Origin of the sequence: Streptomyces sp. NPDC048416, assembly GCF_043200435.1 — a bacterium.
In the GTDB taxonomy this organism is placed as follows: domain Bacteria; phylum Actinomycetota; class Actinomycetes; order Streptomycetales; family Streptomycetaceae; genus Streptomyces.
In genome coordinates, this window is the sequence record NZ_JBICXU010000004.1 from 308,102 (window position 1) to 323,497 (window position 15,396).

General features: G+C 71.5%; 11 protein-coding genes. 3 read left to right on the top strand and 8 right to left on the bottom strand.

The genetic code is table 11. The features are described 5' to 3' along the window. Window positions 1-353 precede the first annotated feature (353 nt). The 4 genes from ACGFW5_RS08015 to ACGFW5_RS08030 form a co-directional block, all read right to left on the bottom strand. On the bottom strand, window positions 354-857 hold the full coding sequence (locus tag ACGFW5_RS08015; protein ID WP_393833315.1) for an ATP-binding protein: 504 nt from the start codon (window positions 855-857) through the stop codon (window positions 354-356). Between the two features lie 285 nt (window positions 858-1,142). Beyond that, on the bottom strand, window positions 1,143-1,910 hold the full coding sequence (locus tag ACGFW5_RS08020; protein WP_393833316.1) for an enoyl-CoA hydratase/isomerase family protein: 768 nt from the start codon (window positions 1,908-1,910) through the stop codon (window positions 1,143-1,145). 124 nt (window positions 1,911-2,034) lie between these two features. Further along, a complete protein-coding gene (locus tag ACGFW5_RS08025) occupies window positions 2,035-3,282 on the bottom strand; it encodes an Ig-like domain-containing protein (RefSeq protein ID WP_393833317.1) in 1,248 nt (415 codons plus the stop codon). A gap of 236 nt (window positions 3,283-3,518) precedes the next feature. Further along, window positions 3,519-4,748, bottom strand: coding sequence for an Ig-like domain-containing protein (locus ACGFW5_RS08030; protein WP_393833318.1), 1,230 nt, complete (start codon window positions 4,746-4,748; stop codon window positions 3,519-3,521). 140 nt (window positions 4,749-4,888) lie between these two features. Here ACGFW5_RS08030 and glgX point away from each other — a divergent pair, with 140 nt between their 5' ends. Beyond that, on the top strand, window positions 4,889-7,144 hold the full coding sequence (gene glgX, locus ACGFW5_RS08035) for a glycogen debranching protein GlgX (protein WP_393833319.1): 2,256 nt from the start codon (window positions 4,889-4,891) through the stop codon (window positions 7,142-7,144). Window positions 7,145-7,198: 54 nt separating this feature from the next. Here the strand turns inward: glgX and ACGFW5_RS08040 are convergent, their stop codons facing one another. The 4 genes from ACGFW5_RS08040 to ACGFW5_RS08055 are packed head-to-tail and all read right to left on the bottom strand — an operon-like array spanning window position 7,199 to window position 10,851. After that, window positions 7,199-7,843 (bottom strand): response regulator, encoded by a 645-nt coding sequence (locus ACGFW5_RS08040; RefSeq protein ID WP_393833320.1) that lies wholly within the window; start codon window positions 7,841-7,843, stop codon window positions 7,199-7,201. Continuing rightward, entirely contained in the window at window positions 7,833-9,101 is a 1,269-nt protein-coding gene (locus ACGFW5_RS08045; protein WP_393833321.1) for a sensor histidine kinase, read from the bottom strand. Before ACGFW5_RS08045 ends, ACGFW5_RS08040 begins: the two co-directional genes overlap by 11 nt. A 59-nt stretch (window positions 9,102-9,160) precedes the next feature. Beyond that, complete coding sequence (locus ACGFW5_RS08050; RefSeq protein WP_393833322.1) at window positions 9,161-9,952, bottom strand: ABC transporter permease; 792 nt, start codon at window positions 9,950-9,952, stop codon at window positions 9,161-9,163. Then, window positions 9,949-10,851: an ABC transporter ATP-binding protein gene (locus ACGFW5_RS08055; protein WP_393833323.1), complete on the bottom strand. Its 903-nt coding sequence runs from the start codon at window positions 10,849-10,851 to the stop codon at window positions 9,949-9,951. The genes ACGFW5_RS08050 and ACGFW5_RS08055 overlap by 4 nt, the downstream gene beginning before the upstream one ends. A gap of 362 nt (window positions 10,852-11,213) precedes the next feature. On the opposite strand from ACGFW5_RS08055, the gene ACGFW5_RS08060 reads away from it, so the two are divergent. Both ACGFW5_RS08060 and ACGFW5_RS08065 read left to right on the top strand, forming a co-directional pair. Continuing rightward, the gene (locus tag ACGFW5_RS08060) at window positions 11,214-13,439 is read left to right on the top strand and encodes an ABC transporter transmembrane domain-containing protein (RefSeq protein WP_393833324.1); all 2,226 of its coding nucleotides are present in this window, start codon (window positions 11,214-11,216) and stop codon (window positions 13,437-13,439) included. Further along, window positions 13,436-15,331, top strand: coding sequence for an ABC transporter ATP-binding protein (locus ACGFW5_RS08065; RefSeq protein WP_393833325.1), 1,896 nt, complete (start codon window positions 13,436-13,438; stop codon window positions 15,329-15,331). The genes ACGFW5_RS08060 and ACGFW5_RS08065 overlap by 4 nt, the downstream gene beginning before the upstream one ends. Window positions 15,332-15,396: the final 65 nt, after the last annotated feature.

Genomic DNA, 15,396 nt, shown 5'->3' on the forward strand with positions numbered 1-15,396 from the left:
GGTTCGTACTGATTGACCCATTCAAGGACCTTTGCGGGTCGCGCCCGACACGGGCCGAATGACGGGCGCACTCTCGCTGATTCACTCAGCGGCCTCGATATTTATTCATGCTTTAGAAGGTGCGTGCTCTAGCTCACCTACGATTCACAGCTAAACTGTGAGGGTTCATGGGGTTATGCCCGACTTGGGACTTTTGATGATGGGCCGCCCATCTGTCATAGTCGGAGCCACGACCCCCATTGACCCGGGCCAGGTCGTCCTCAGTCGTCGTGGATCACACCCCCCCCAGATCCACGGCGCTCCACAGAAGCCCCCGCGGCGCCGCATCCGGCAGCCAGGGGGCTTCTGTGATGTCAGCGGTCGGCGACCCGCATCTCGAACCAGGTGGTCTTGCCGCGCGGCAGCAGGTCCACGCCCCAGCGGTCGGACAGCTTGTCGACGAGGAACAGGCCGCGGCCGCTGACGTCGAGCTCGTGCACCGGCATCAGACAGGGCAGCCCGCGCGAGGGGTCGCGGACCTCGATCCGGATCCAGCCGCGGCGGCGCAGCATGCGCAGCCCGAAGACGCGGGCCCCGGTGTGACGCACCGCGTTGCCGACGAGTTCGGAGACCAGGAGCACCGCGTGCTCGGCGAGTGCCGGCGAGAGCGCCCACTGGCGCAGGACGACGGACTGGGTGATCCGGCGTGCGGTCGCCGCGGACTCCGGGCGCGAGGGCAGACGCACCTCGCCCTCCGTCGGATTCCCGAACAACTCCAGCGCTTTGAGCGCCAGTTCGTCATCGGCTGACGGCATCCATCGTGCCGCGGTCGCACTCACGCGCTGCGCCGGTTGTTCCACACCCTCCAGCCCCGCCATGCCACCATCATGGCGGCCCAGGGCGGCCTCCGGGGCCGTTCCGAAGGAATCGCGCCTCCGGAAGCTGACGTTCCGGAGGCGCGGGTTGGCGTATGACAGGGGCAGAAGAGTGTCCACGGGACCCCGTCTGACCTGCGATGACGTGCTGCGCTCGCTTGATCACAAAGCGTTCCGGAGAGGTTTTCCTTAAGGTTGCCTTAAGGCTGCGCTAATCCCCCCACAGGGTGTACACACCGCCATCACATGTACAGGCCGTGTTGACCGGGTGCCTCAACTCGGCGTCACTCAGAGGAACTTGGCCTTGCCCGGCCCGTCCTCGACAAAACTGCGCATGCCCCGCTCGCGGTCCTCGGTGGCGAACAGACCCGCGAACCAGTTGCGTTCGATGGCGAGCCCCGTGTCGAGGTCCGTCTCCAGGCCCGCGTCGATCGACTCCTTGGCGGCGCGCAGCGCGATGGCCGGCCCCTTGGCGAGCCGCGCGGCCCAGGCCAGCGCCCGCTCGTACACCTCGGCGGCCGGCACCACCTGGTCGACGAGGCCGATGGCCAGCGCCTCGTCCGCCTTCACCTGGCGTCCGGTGAAGATGAGGTCCTTGGCCTTGGACGGACCGACCAGACGCGCCAGGCGCTGGGTGCCGCCCGCGCCCGGGATGAGGCCGAGCAGGATCTCGGGCTGGCCGAGCTTGGCGTTGTCCCCGGCGATGCGGACGTCGGCGCAGAGCGCCAACTCGCAGCCGCCGCCGAGCGCGTAGCCGGTGACGGCCGCCACGACGGGCTTGGGGATCTTGGCCACGGCGGTGAAGGAGTCCTGCAACGCGCGGCCGCGTACGACCATGGCGGCGTGGTCCATGGCCTGCATCTCCTTGATGTCCGCGCCCGCCGCGAACAGCTTCTCGCCGCCGTACAGGACCACGGCCCGCACGTCCTCGCGGCGGGCCGCCTCCTCGGCCAGCTCGCGCAGCCTGTCCTGGGTGGCGACGTCGAGGGCGTTCATCGGGGGGCGGTCCAGGCGGATGGTGCCGACGCCTTCGGAAACTTCGAGGTTCACAGTCATGCAGGCAGGTTAACGGCCACTAACGACGGCGGGCCCGGCGCGTGGGTGACAGGGGGCTCCCCCCGGTGTCACCGCACGCACCGGGCCCGCCGGGGGCGCGTCGCGTGGAACGGCTGCCGCGTGATTACTTGGTCCACTCCGACCAGGACAGGTTCCAGCCGTTGAGACCGTTGTCCGGCTGGATGACCTTGTCCTTGGAGTTCTTCACGACGACCACGTCGCCGATCAGGGAGCTGTTGTAGAACCAGGCCGCCGGGGTGGACGGGTCGCCCGCGCCGCGTGCGTCACGCAGGCCGACGCAGCCGTGGCTGGTGTTGGCCGAGCCGAACACCGAGGGGTCGCCCCAGTAGTTGCCGTGGATGAAGGTGCCCGAGCTGGACAGGCGCATCGCGTGCGGCACGTCCTTGATGTCGTACTCGCCGCCGAAGCCCACGGTGGCGCCGTTCATCCGGGTCACCTGGAACTTCTCGCTGATGACCATCTGCCCGTTGTACGTGGTGTTCGCCGGGGAGCCCGCGCTGATCGGGATGGTCTTGAGCGGCTTGCCGTCGCGCTCGACCTTCATGGTGTGGGCGCTCGCGTCGACGGTGGAGACCTGCGAGCGGCCGATGGTGAAGTGGATGGTGCGGGTCTGCTTGCCGTAGACACCTGGCCGGCCCTCGACGCCGTCCAGGTTCATCTTGACGGTGACCTTGGTGCCGGGCGCCCAGTAGTTCTCGGGCCGGAAGTCGAGGCGGTCGTTGCCGAACCAGTGGCCCTCGACCGGCACGGAGGGCTCGGCCGTCACGGTGATCGCCTTCTCGACGGCCTCCGGGTTGGTGATGCCCCGGCTGAAGTTGAGGGAGACCGGCATGCCCACACCGACGGTGGAGCCGTCCTCGGGCACGTACTGGCCGATGAAGGTGTTCTTCGGCACCAGGGTGGTGAAGGAGGTGTCCTTGGCGGACTCGCGGCCCTTGGCGTCCTTGGCGACCGCGTGGACCTTGTACTGCGTCGCGGAGGCGAGGTGCTGGTCGGGAACCCAGCCGGCGCCGTCCGCGGATATCTTCCCGGCGACCGCGTTGCCCTTGCTGTCGGCCACCGCGACCGCGGACAGCTTGCCCTTGTCGGCGGATATCTTCAGCGCGCCGTTGGTCGCCACGTCCTTGGCGTTGTCCGCCGGGACGATGCTCACCACGGCCTCGGACGCCTTGGTGTCCTCGCCGGCGCCTGCACCCGGCTTCGACTTGGCGCTCCCCGAGCCGCCGTCGCCGCCGCCGCACGCGGTGACGAGGAGCAGCAACGCGCCGAATATGAGGGCCAGCAGTGTGCTGCCCCGGCGCCCGCGCCGGCCGGCCGTGGCCGGAGCGCCCGAAAATGGCTGCCCGTTCAAGACTGTTTCTCCCCTCGCACGGCGTGGCCCCGCCACCGCCCGCACTCACTCACCCCCGCGCGCGTCCTCGCGCGCACGGCGCTAGACAATCACACCGGACGAGCCCCGATCTCCCCTCCCATGTCACCGTTCAGTCCCAACTTCTGCCGGGAACTCTCAGGTCAGACACAGGAACCGCCCCCGGTCGGTCGACCGGGGACGGTCACGGGCCGTGCGTCGAAGGGGTCAGGGTCAATTCAGGAGATCGCGGACCCCGCCTTCCACTTCGCCCAGTCCATGTTCCAGCCACTGAGCCCGTTGTCGGGGGCGACCTGGCGGTCGTGGGAGTTGACGACCTCGACGACATCACCGATGAGCGTGCGGTCGAAGAACCAGCCCGCCGGGGTGTCCGAGCTGCCGCCCTTCACATCGCGCAGGCCGACACAGCCGTGGCTGGTGTTGGTGTTGCCGAACGTACTGGAGGGCGCCCAGTAGTTGCCGTGCAGGAAGGTGCCGGTGTTGGTCAGGCGGATGGCGTGCGGGACATCGGGGATGTCGTACTCACCGCCGAAGCCGACGGTCTGGCTGTTCATCCGCGTCACGTCGTACATCTCGGTGACGACCATCTTGCCGTTGTACGTGGTGTTCTTCGGCGACCCCGCGGAGACCGGCAGCGTGGAGACCAGCTCGCCGCCGCGCCGCACCTCCATGGTGTGTGCCTCCGCGTCGACCAGGGACTCCTGGTCGCGTCCCACGGTGAAGCCGATGCTCTTGTCCTGGATCCCGTACACGCCGGGCGCCGCGACGACGTCCCGCAACCGCATGTCGACGGTGACCCTGGTGCCGGGCGTCCAGTACGTCGCGGGCCGGAAGTCGAGCCGGTCCTTGCCGAACCAGTGGCCCCTGACCTCCACCGGCGGCTGCGAGGTGATCCGGATGGCGCGCTCGACGGCCGCCTTGTCCTTGATCGCCTGGTTGAAGTTGAAGGACACGATCATGCCGACGCCCACCGTGGAACGGTTCTCGGGCTTGAAGTAGCCGATGAACCGGTGCTCGGGGACGAAGGTGGTGAAGCTGGTGTGGCGGGCCTGGCGCCGGCCGTGCCCGTCGAGCGCCACGGAGTCCACCGTGTAGAGCGCGGCCAGTTGCAGCGCCCCCGCGTCCGGCGTCCACGTCAGCCCGTCCGCGGAGATCTTCCCCGGCACCTCCTCGGGCTGCGCGTCCTCCGTCTTCATCACCTTGACCCGCTCCAGGCGCCCGCTCGGCACCCGCACCTCCACCTTCTGGTCGGCCGTGACCGCCTTGGCCCCGTCGTCCGGGGTCACCAGGATCGCCTCCTGCGGCGTCAACGGCTTGCCGCCGATGTCACCGATGTCCAGGGTGCCGCCCGAGCACCCGGTCAGCGCGGTCACCAGGACCGCCGTCAGTCCTGCCCATGCCAGGGCGGCGGCCGCGCCCGCCCCTGCCCGCTTCAGTACGTCTGTCACGACCGGCCCAACGACCGGCCCCCGCCGGGGGAAACGTGAGTACGAGGGCGGTTGCGGGAAGAACAGGTGCAGGGACACGCATCGGGAGCCGCGGCCGGGACGCCGCGGCTGCCCTGTGCCGAGCCGCGGGAGGCCGTCAGGTGTCGAGCGCAGCCGAGCAGGAGGCAGTGCCGGAGGCCGCCAGGAGCGCGCCCGAGAAGGAGGGGCGCCGGAAGGTGAACGGCCATCGGGGTGAACCGGGGGCTCTGCGCCCCCCTGTCTGGCCGGGGGCGCCGACCCCGCTGGGGGCCCGCTTCCGGGTCGGCCCGGACGGCGTCGCGGGCACCAACTTCGCGCTGTGGGCGGGGGGCGCCGAGTCGGTCGAGCTGTGCCTGTTCGACGCGGCGGGCACCGAGACCCGGCTCGCCCTGACCGAGCTGACCCATGAGATCTGGCACGGCTTCGTGCCGGGCGTGCGGCCGGGCCAGCGGTACGGGTTTCGGGTGCACGGGCGCTGGGACCCGTGGACGGGCGCCCGCTGGAACCCGGCGAAGCTGCTGCTCGACCCGTACGCACGGGCCGTGGACGGCGACTTCACGCTGCCGCCCGAGGTGTACGGACACGTACGCGACTGGCCGCAGCAGCAGGTCGCCGACACCGTGCGCGACGACCGCGACTCGGCGCCGCACGTCCCCAAGGGCGTGGTCGTACAGGACGACGACGACTGGGCCGACGACCACCGGCCCAAGACGCCCTGGTCCGACTCCGTCATCTACGAACTGCACGTGCGCGGCTTCACCCGGCTGCATCCGGGGGTGCCCGGGCATCTGCGCGGTACGTACGCGGGGCTCGCACATCCAGCGGCGATCGACCATCTGGTGCGGCTCGGCGTGACGGCCGTCGAGCTGCTTCCGGTCCACCAGTTCGCGCACGAGGACCATCTGCTCCGGCGCGGCCTGCGCAACTACTGGGGCTACAACTCGATCGGGTACTTCGCCCCGCACGCCGCGTACTCGGCGAGCGGCAGCACCGGTCAGCAGGTCGGCGAGTTCAAGCGGATGGTGCGGGCACTGCACGCGGCCGGCATCGAGGTCATCCTCGACGTGGTCTACAACCACACCGCCGAGGCCGGGGAGCTGGGGCCGACCCTGTCCCTGCGCGGCATCGACAACCGCGGCTACTACCGCCTCCAGTCCGACGCCCGGCGCTACGCCGACTACACGGGGTGCGGCAACACACTCCATGTGGTCCAGCCCCATGTGCTGCGCCTGATCACGGATTCGCTGCGCTACTGGGTGACCGAGATGGGTGTGGACGGCTTCCGGTTCGACCTGGCGGCGGCGCTCGCCCGCTCGATGCACGACGTCGACATGCTCTCCCCGTTCCTCGCCGTGATCGCCCAGGACCCGGTCCTGCGCCGCGTGAAACTGATCGCGGAGCCCTGGGACGTGGGCAACGGCGGCTACCAGGTGGGGTCCTTCCCGCCGCTGTGGACCGAGTGGAACGACCGTTACCGGGACGCCGTACGGGACTTCTGGCGCGGCGCGCTGCCCGATGTGCGCGACCTCGGCTACCGGCTCTCGGGTTCGAGCGACCTGTACGCCTGGGGCGGCCGGCGCCCGTACGCGTCGATCAACTTCATCACCGCTCACGACGGCTTCACGCTGCGCGACCTGGTCTCCTACGAGCGCAAGCACAACGAGGACAACGGGGAGGGCAACCGGGACGGCACCAACGACAACCGGGCCTGGAACTGCGGGGCGGAGGGCGAGACCGACGACCCGGGCGTCAACGCGCTGCGCCGCCGCCAGCTGCGCAATCTGCTCACCACTCTGCTCGTGTCGACCGGGGTGCCGATGCTGGTCGCCGGTGACGAGATGGGCCGCACCCAGGGCGGCAACAACAACGCGTACTGCCAGGACGGCGAGGTGAGCTGGGTCGACTGGTCGCTCCTGGACGAGCCCGGCCCGCGCGGACTGCTCGAACTGGCCACCCGCCTTGTCGCGTTGCGGCACCGCCATCCGGTGCTGCGCCGCCGGGCCTTCTTCTCGGGCCGGGCGCGGGGCGCCGACGGGCTGCGGGACCTGGCGTGGTTCACCGCGCGGGGCAAGGAGATGACGGAGCAGGACTGGTACGCGCCGGCCGCCACCCTCGGCCTCTACCTCTCCGGCCGCGACATTCCGGGCCGCGACGCCCGGGGCGCCCCGGTGATCGACGACAGCTTCCTCATCCTGCTGCACTCCGGTGACCGCCCGCAGAGCTGTGTGCTGCCCGGCCCGCCGTGGGCCGGCTCCTACGAGCTGGTGGTGGACACCTCCCTGGAGGACCAGGCCGAGGCGCCGGGCCGCCCGCACCGCGGCGGCGAGACGGTGACGCTGCCGGCCCGGTCGGTCCTTGTCCTGAAGGTGGCGGGGTAGGGCAGGGCCGGGGTCCTGAAGGTTGAGGGAGGGCAGGGGCGGGACGCGCCGCGGCTAGCCGAGGATCTTCCGGTCGTACGCCACCGCCACCGCCGCGGCCCGGTCCTTGACCCCCAACTTGCCGTAGATGTGCGTCAGATGGGTCTTGACCGTGGCCTCGCTGATGAACAGGTTCCGGGCGATCTCCCGGTTGGAGGTGCCCTGCGCGACCAGGACGAGCACTTCGCGCTCCCGGGCCGAGAGCGGTTCGCCGACCGGAGCGGCCGGGGTGCGCACCGCCGTGACCAGGCGGGAGGCGACCGCGGGTGAGAGCACCGTGCGTCCCGCGGCGGCGGCACGGACCGCGGCGAACAGCTCATCGCGGGGGGCGTCCTTGAGGAGGTACCCGGTGGCGCCCGCCTCGATGGCGGGCAGCGTGTCCGAGTCGGTGTCGTAGGTGGTGAGGACGAGGACCTTGGAGCGCAGGGCGCGCCGGGTGAGCTCAGCGATCGCGGCCACTCCCCCGCCGCCCGGCATCCGCAGATCCATCAGGACGACGTCCGGGTCGAGCCGTTGGGCGAGGTCGACGCCCTCGACGCCGTCGGCCGCCTCGCCAAGGACCCGGAAGCCGTCGGCCGAGGCGAACATGCCGCGCAGACCGTCCCGTACAACAGGGTGGTCGTCGCAGATCAGGAGGGTGATGGTGGCGTCAGTGGTCATGGGGGACCAACGGTACGCGGGCGGAGACCGCGGTGCCATGGCCGGGCTCCGATTCCACGGTGAGGCTGCCCGCGATGCGTTCGGCGCGGGCCCGCATCCCGTCGAGGCCGAAGCCGCCGGTGCCGGTGCGGGCCGGGAGGTCCAGCGGGTCGAACCCCCGGCCGTCGTCGCGGACGTCCAGGGAGACCTCGTCGCCCATGAAGGAGAGGGTCACGCCGACACGCGAGGCCCGGGCGTGCCGGCCAGCGTTGGCCAGGGCCTCCTGGGCGATGCGGAGCAGGGTGGCCTCGATCTCCTCGTGGAGCTGCACGGCGGTGCCGGTCACGGTGAAGTCGGCGCGCACCGCGTGCCGGGTGCCCCATTCGGCGACGGTCTTCTTCAACGCCTCGTGCAGGACGTCGTGTTCGAGGTCGAGGGGGCTGAGGTTCTGCACGGAGCGCCGGGCCTCACCGAGGCTGTGCCGGGCCAGTTCCTGCGCGCTGGCCAGGTGGTCGCGCACGAGGGCGGGGTCGGTGCTGCTGGTGACCACCTGGAGCTGGGCGATGATGCCGGTCAGTCCCTGGGCGATGGTGTCGTGGATCTCGGCGGCGAGCCGGCGGCGCTCGTCGGCGACGCCCGCCTCGCGGGCCTGGAGCACCAGCTGGGTGTGCAGGGCGGCGTTCTCGTCGAGGGCCTGCTGGAGCCGGGCGTTGGTGGTCTCCAGTTCGGCGATGGTCGCCGCCTGCACGCGGGTCCGCTCGTCCTCCTGGGCGGCGAGGTGGCTGAACACCGTGAGGAGGACGATGTTGATGACGAGCACCGCCCCGAACAGCACCCAGCCCATGGAGCCCTTGGGGGGCAGCCCGCCGGACTGGGAGCCCGCCATGACGACCGCCGTCGCGAACAGGCCGGGCTTCACCAGGCGCCGGGGCAGCACCACGTGGGCGCCGAAGTAGCCGCAGACCGCGTAGAAGGCGAAGAACGGGTTGAGCCAGGTGAGCGCGAAGGCGATCCCCCAGCGCAGGAAGTAGTAGACGGCTCCGGCCGCGCTCGGTCCCGGCCGGGTGCGGCGCAGCCGGCCCCAGCAGAGCTGGAGCGCGAGGGCGGCGCCGGCCAGGGCGACGGTGACCCAGCGCGCGGTGGTGCTCATCAGCAGGTCGGCGGTGGCGGTGGCGGCGAGGCTGCCGACGAAGAGGAGCCCGTAGGGGCCCCAGCGGTGGAACACGTCCCAGCGTTCTTCCACCGGATCCCGCTTCGCCGTGTTCACCCCGTCGCTCATGCCCCAAGTGTCGTCCAGGCGGGCTCCGTCGTCGCAACCGCCCCGGAGGGACACCGCTGTCATTCCCACCGGAACCAGCGCGTCGCGGCCGCCGAGAGGACCACGGTCCACAGGGCGAGGATGCCGAGGTGGTCCCAGCCGGGCCAGTCGCCGGCCGCGGCCTCGCCGAGCGCCTGGGCCGCGGCGCCGAACGGAAGGAGTTCGACGATGCGGGCCAGCGTGTCGGGCATGGCCTGGACGGGCAGCCAGACTCCGGCGCTGAACATCATCGGGAAGAACACCGCGGAGCCGATGGCGTTGGCGATCTTCGAGGTACGGGAGAGCGCGGAGACCAGCGCGCCGAGAGCGAGCGCGCTCAGGACGGCGAGCAGCAGGGCGAGGGCGTACCCGAAGAGCTGGTGCGCAAGCGCCACGCCGAAGGCGATCCGGCCCACCGTGAGGGAGAGGACGGCGGAGACGAGCGCCGCCGCGCCGTGCAGCCCCATCTGCGCGCCGAGTACGGCCGACGGGCGGACCGGGGTGGCCGACATCCGGCGCAGGATGCCGCGCTCGCGGTATCCGGTGATGACCGGCGGCATGGCCTGGAGCCCGGCCATGATCATGGAGAGGAGCACGGCGACGGGTACGTACGCGTCGACGAAGCGGATGCCGCCGAGCGCCTTGTCGGGGTCGCGGAAGCCCGGGATCGAGCCGAGCACGACCAGCAGCACGGTCGGGAAGACCATGATCCAGAAGAGTCCGGCGGGCTCGCGGCGGAAGAGCTTGGTCTCGGTTTTCAGGACGGCGACGGCGGCCGGACGGGAGGTGCGGGCGGCGCCACTCGGGCGGGGCGGGGTGAGGGTGCTGGTCATGCCGAGGCCTCCGTCAGGTCGAGGAACGCGTCGTCGAGGGTCGCCTCGCCGACGCGGAGCTGGTGGGCGGTGATGTGGTGCCGGGCGAGCAGGGTGATGACGGCGTTGACGGTCTCGTCGGTGCCGTGGATGGTCACCCGGCCGTGCTTGTCCTCCACCGCGGCGGCCTGCGGCAGCGCGGCCAGCGCGGCGTCGTCGAGCGGCGCCGAGGGCGTGAAGGAGATGACGGTGGAGCCCGCCGCCCGCCGGATCAGGCCGGAGGGGGTGTCCAGGGCGGCGATCCGCCCCTTGTCGATGACGGCGACCCGGTCGCAGAGGCGCTGCGCCTCCTCCATGAAGTGGGTGACGAGCAGCACGGTGACCCCGCCGCGGCGTACGTCCTCGATCAGCTCCCAGGTGTCGCGGCGGGCCCGGGGGTCGAGCCCGGTGGTGAGTTCGTCGAGCACCACGACGCGCGGGTTGCCGATGAGCGCGAGCGCGATGGACAGGCGCTGCTTCTGGCCCCCGGACAGTTTGGCGAAGCGGGTGGCCAACTTCTCGGTGAGCCCCAGGCGTTCGGCGAGCGGACGCCAGTCGGCCGGGTTCGGGTAGAAGGCGGCGTACAGCTCAAGCGCCTCACGCACGGTGAGCTTGGGCTGGAGCTCGCTCTCCTGGAGCTGGGCGCCCAGGATGCGGGCCACCTCGTCGTGGTCGGCCACGGGATCGCGACCGGCCACCCGGATCGTCCCCGCGTCGGGCACGCGCAGCCCCTCGACACATTCGACGGTGGTGGTCTTGCCGGCGCCGTTGGGGCCCAGGATGCCGAAGATCTCCCCCTCCTCGACGGCGAAGCTGACGCCGTCGACAGCGGGCCTGCGGCCGTATGCCTTGCGCAGTGCGCTGACTTCGATGATTGCCATGCCCTGAGAATCCCGCCCGGCGGGGGCCCCGCACATCGCCCATCACGCTCGACCCCGGATCAACCGATCGGTTGATGGGCGGTACGACTGGCCGCGGTGGCGGGGGCCGGGAGTGGGGGCGGATTCGGGTCCGGGGTCCGGGTCCGGGTCCGGGTCCCGGTTCGGGTCCCGGTTCGGGTCCCGGTTCGGGTCCGGGTCCCGGTTCGGGGTCCGGGTCCCGGTTCGGGGTCCGGGTCCCGGTTCGGGGTCCGGACGGGGAGGTCGCTCGATCGCGGCTCCACCGGTCCTAGGACCAGCGGACCAGCGGGGCCCGGTCGAAACTCGGTGGGCACTGTCAGTGCCTCTCCGTAGGCTCAGCATTGATGTCCGAATCACATGCAGCTACCAAGGACCAGTCGGCCACCCGCTCGCTCCTGAGGCTCTGGCCGTACGTACGACCCGTACGAACGCGCCTGTTCAGTGCGGCAGTTGTGGCCGTCATCGCTTCCTGCCTCGGCCTGGTGATCCCGCTCGTCCTGAAGTGGATCGTCGACGGGCCGGTCGCGGACCACGACCCCGGCGGGGTGTGGCTCGGCGCGGCGTACCTGCTGCTGCTCGGGCTGGCGGAGGCGGCGCTGTTCGGGTTCCGGCGCTGGCTCGTGGCGCGGCCGCTCGCACGGGTCGAGGCGGACATGCGGGCCGATCTGTACCGGCATGTGCAGCGCCTTCCGGTCTCCTTCCACGACCGGTGGGCGTCGGGCCAACTCCTGTCGCGCGGCACCACGGACCTCATGCTGCTGCGGATGTTCCTCGCGTTCCCGCTGACCTTCCTCGTCGTCAACGCGGTCACGATCCTCGCCGGGTTCGCGATCCTGCTCTCGCAGCAGTGGAGCCTCGGTCTCGTGCTGCTGGTGCCGGTGATCCCGCTGGTGGTCATCTGCTCGCTGTTCGAGACCCGTTACTCGCTGGTCGCCCGGCAGGCGCAGGATCAGGTGGGTGATCTGACGACGGTCGTCGAGGAGAGCGTGCTCGGCATCCGGATCATCAAGGGGTTCGGGCAGCACCGCAGCCAGGCGCTGGCCTTCCGCGAACTCGCCCTGCGGTTGCGCGGCACCGAGCTCGCCAAGGCGCGGCTGCTCGCCGGGATCTGGGGCCTGATCACCACGATTCCCGAACTGGCCATCGGGGCGGCGTTGGTGCTCGGCACGGTGCAGGTGGCCGACGGTGAGCTCTCGGCCGGGACGCTGGTGGCGTTCCTGTCCACGGCGCTGGCCCTGCGGTGGCCGGTGGAGTCGATCGGGTTCCTGCTGGCGATGAGCCAGGAGTCTGCGACGGCGACGGAGCGGTTCTTTGAGGCGATGGATGTGCGGGAGGAGGCTGAGGCGCCGGGCGCCTCCGCGAGCCACCCCTCGGGGGGTGTGCCCCCGGGTGACCCCCAGGGGGCGCTGCCCCTGGGCCCCGCGTCGGGCTCCGCCCCCGTGGCCCCTTCCGCCGTCACCTTGCCTGCGGACCGTGCACCAGGGGCTCCGCCCCCGGACCCCCGCTCCTCAAGCGCCGGAGGGGCTGGGGTGGCCACGCCCGTCGCGTCACCCGCGGACCGCCGCTCCTCAGACGCCGGAGAGGCTGGGGTGGCCACGCCCGTCGCATCGCCTGCGGACCGTGCACCTGGGGCTCCGCCCCCGGACCCCCGCTCCTCAAACGCCGGAGGGGCTGGGGTGGCCACGCCCGACACCTTGCCCCCGGACCCCCGCTCCTCCGACGCCGGAGAGGCTGGGGTGGCCGCGTCCGTCAACTTGCCGGCGGACCCCGGCTCCTCCGACGCCGGAGGGGCTGAGGTGGCGGTGTCGGTCGCGGACGGGATTCGGTTCGACGGGGTCTTGTTCCGGTATCCCGATGCCGCCGAGGGCAGTTCGCCCGTGCTGGGTGGGGTCGATCTGCACATCCGGCCGGGCGAGACGATGGCGCTGGTCGGCGGGACCGGGTCCGGGAAGACCACGCTCACCGCGCTCGTGCCCCGCCTCTACGAGGTCGGCGGGGGGCGGATCACGCTCGACGGGGAGGACATCGCCGGGATGTCCCGGGACCGGCTGCGCGGGCTCGTCGCCGTGGCGTTCGAGGAGCCCACGCTGTTCTCGGCATCCGTCGGGGACAACGTCCTGATGGGCGGCGGGAGTTCGCGGGACCTGGAGCGCGCCCTTGACATCGCGCAGGCCCAGTTCGTACACCGGTTGCCGCAGGGCGTGGACACACAGGTCGGCGAGCAGGGGCTCAGCCTGTCGGGCGGGCAGCGGCAGCGGCTCGCGCTGGCGCGGGCGGTCGTGGGGCGGCCCAGGTTCCTGATACTCGACGACCCCCTGTCGGCCCTCGACGTGCACACGGAGGCGCTGGTCGAGGCGGCGCTGCGCCGGGTGCTTGAGGACACCACCGCGCTGGTCGTGGCGCACCGGCCCTCGACGGTGATGCTGGCCGACCGGGTGGCGCTGCTGTCGCAGGGCCGGATCGCGGCCGTCGGTACGCACCAGGAACTGCTGCGCGGCAACGCCGAATACGCCTGGCTGATGTCGGGCGCCGATGACCAGCACCGGGACGAGCGGGAGGACGGGCGATGACGACCACGGTCGGGGAGGAAACGGCCACCGGCGACGAACCGGCGGCGCCGTCGGGGGGCCACGTCGATCCGTTCGACCGGGACGAGCTGCCCGCGCCCGCCGGGGCGACCGGCGCCCTGCTGCGGTCGCTGCTGCGCCCGTTGCGCCGCCGGGTGGTGCTTGCGACGCTGATGCTCGTCGTGCAGCAGGCGGCGGCGCAGGCGGGCCCGCTGCTCGTCGCGTACGCCATCGACCGGGGCGTACCGGCGTTCCGGGCACACGACCACGGGCCGCTGATCGCCGTCGGCGCCGGATACCTGCTGTGCGCACTGGCCTCCGGGTTCTTCCAGTACGCCTTCGTCCGGGCCTCCGCGCGGGTCAACCAGGACCTGCTGCTCGATCTGCGCGGGCGGATATTCCGGCACGCCCAGGCGCTGAGCGTGGACTTCCATGAGCGGTACACCTCGGGCCGGCTGATCTCGCGCTCCACCACGGATGTCGAGTCGCTGCGGGAACTGCTCAGCGAGGGGCTTCAGGAGCTGATCGGGGTGATCCTCTCCTCGGTCTACATCTGCGCGATGCTGCTCTGGCTCGACTGGGGCACCGGCGCGCTCGCCCTCTTCTCCTATGTGCCGCTGCACTTCCTGATCCGTGTCTACCAGCGCAGGGCCGGAGCCATTTACGGGGCACGGTCGACGGCGATCGCCGCGGTGATCGTCAAGTTCGCGGAGACCCTGAACGGCATCCGGCCGGTGCAGGCGTTCCGGCGCGAGCGGGCCAACGACGCCGAGTTCCTTGAGCTGAACCGGCGGCACGAACGCAAGAACGGGGACGCGCTCCTGGAGATGGCGCGCTACGTGGTGGGCTCCCGGCTCGTGGCCAACACGGCGGTCGCGGCGATGGTGCTGTGGGGTGCGACACGGGTCGCGGACGGCACCCTCGCCCTGGGTGTGCTGGCGGCAGCGGTGCTGTACCTGCGGCGCCTGTACGACCCGATCGACCGGCTCGGCATGTTCCTCAACTCCTACCAGTCGGCCGCCGCGTCCCTGGAGAAGGTGGCCGGTCTGCTCGCCCAGGTCCCGTCCGTCCCGGAAGCGGCCACGCCGGCCCCGCTGCCGGAGCGCGTAAGTGAACTCCCGGGCCGCCGCGTCGACTTCGAGCAGGTCAGTTTCGCCTACCGGACCGGCGGCGAGGTGCTGCCCCGCTTCGATCTGACCATCCCCGCCGGCCAGACCGTGGCCGTGGTCGGCTCGACGGGCGCGGGCAAGTCCACCCTCGCCAAGCTCCTGGCCCGCTTCTACGACCCGTCGCCCAACGCCCCGGCCGCGCCCGGGCAGGAGAGCCCCGGACCGGGCCGCGTGCTGCTCGACGGCACCGATCTGCGCGACCTGTCCGTACGGGACCTGCGGCGCGGGGTCGTCATGGTCACCCAGGAGGCGTTCCTGTTCTCCGGCACGGTCGCCGAGAACATCGCGATCGGGCGTCCGGACGCCACCCGGGAGGAGATCGAGCGGGCCGCGAAGGCGATCGGCGCGCACGACTTCATCGCGGGCCTCCCCGAGGGGTACGACACGGACGTACGCAAGCGGGGCGGCCGGATCTCGGCCGGGCAGCGCCAACTGGTCGCGTTCGCACGGGCGTTGCTCGCCGATCCGGCCGTCCTGATCCTCGACGAGGCGACCAGCTCGCTCGACATTCCCGGCGAGCGCGCGGTGCAGCGTGCCATGCACACGGTTCTGGGAGGCCGTACCGCGGTGGTGATCGCGCACCGGCTGTCCACGGTCGAGGTCGCGGACCGGGTCCTGGTCATGGAGCACGGCCGCATCGTCGAGGACGGCGCCCCCGCCGACCTCATCGCGGGCACGGGCCGCTTCGCCGGCCTGCACCGGGCCTGGCAGGACAGCCTGGCCTGAGCGGCGTCCCTCAGGCTCGGCACACCCCGCGAGGGACCCGTGGGCCGGCGGGTGACTCTCCCTCG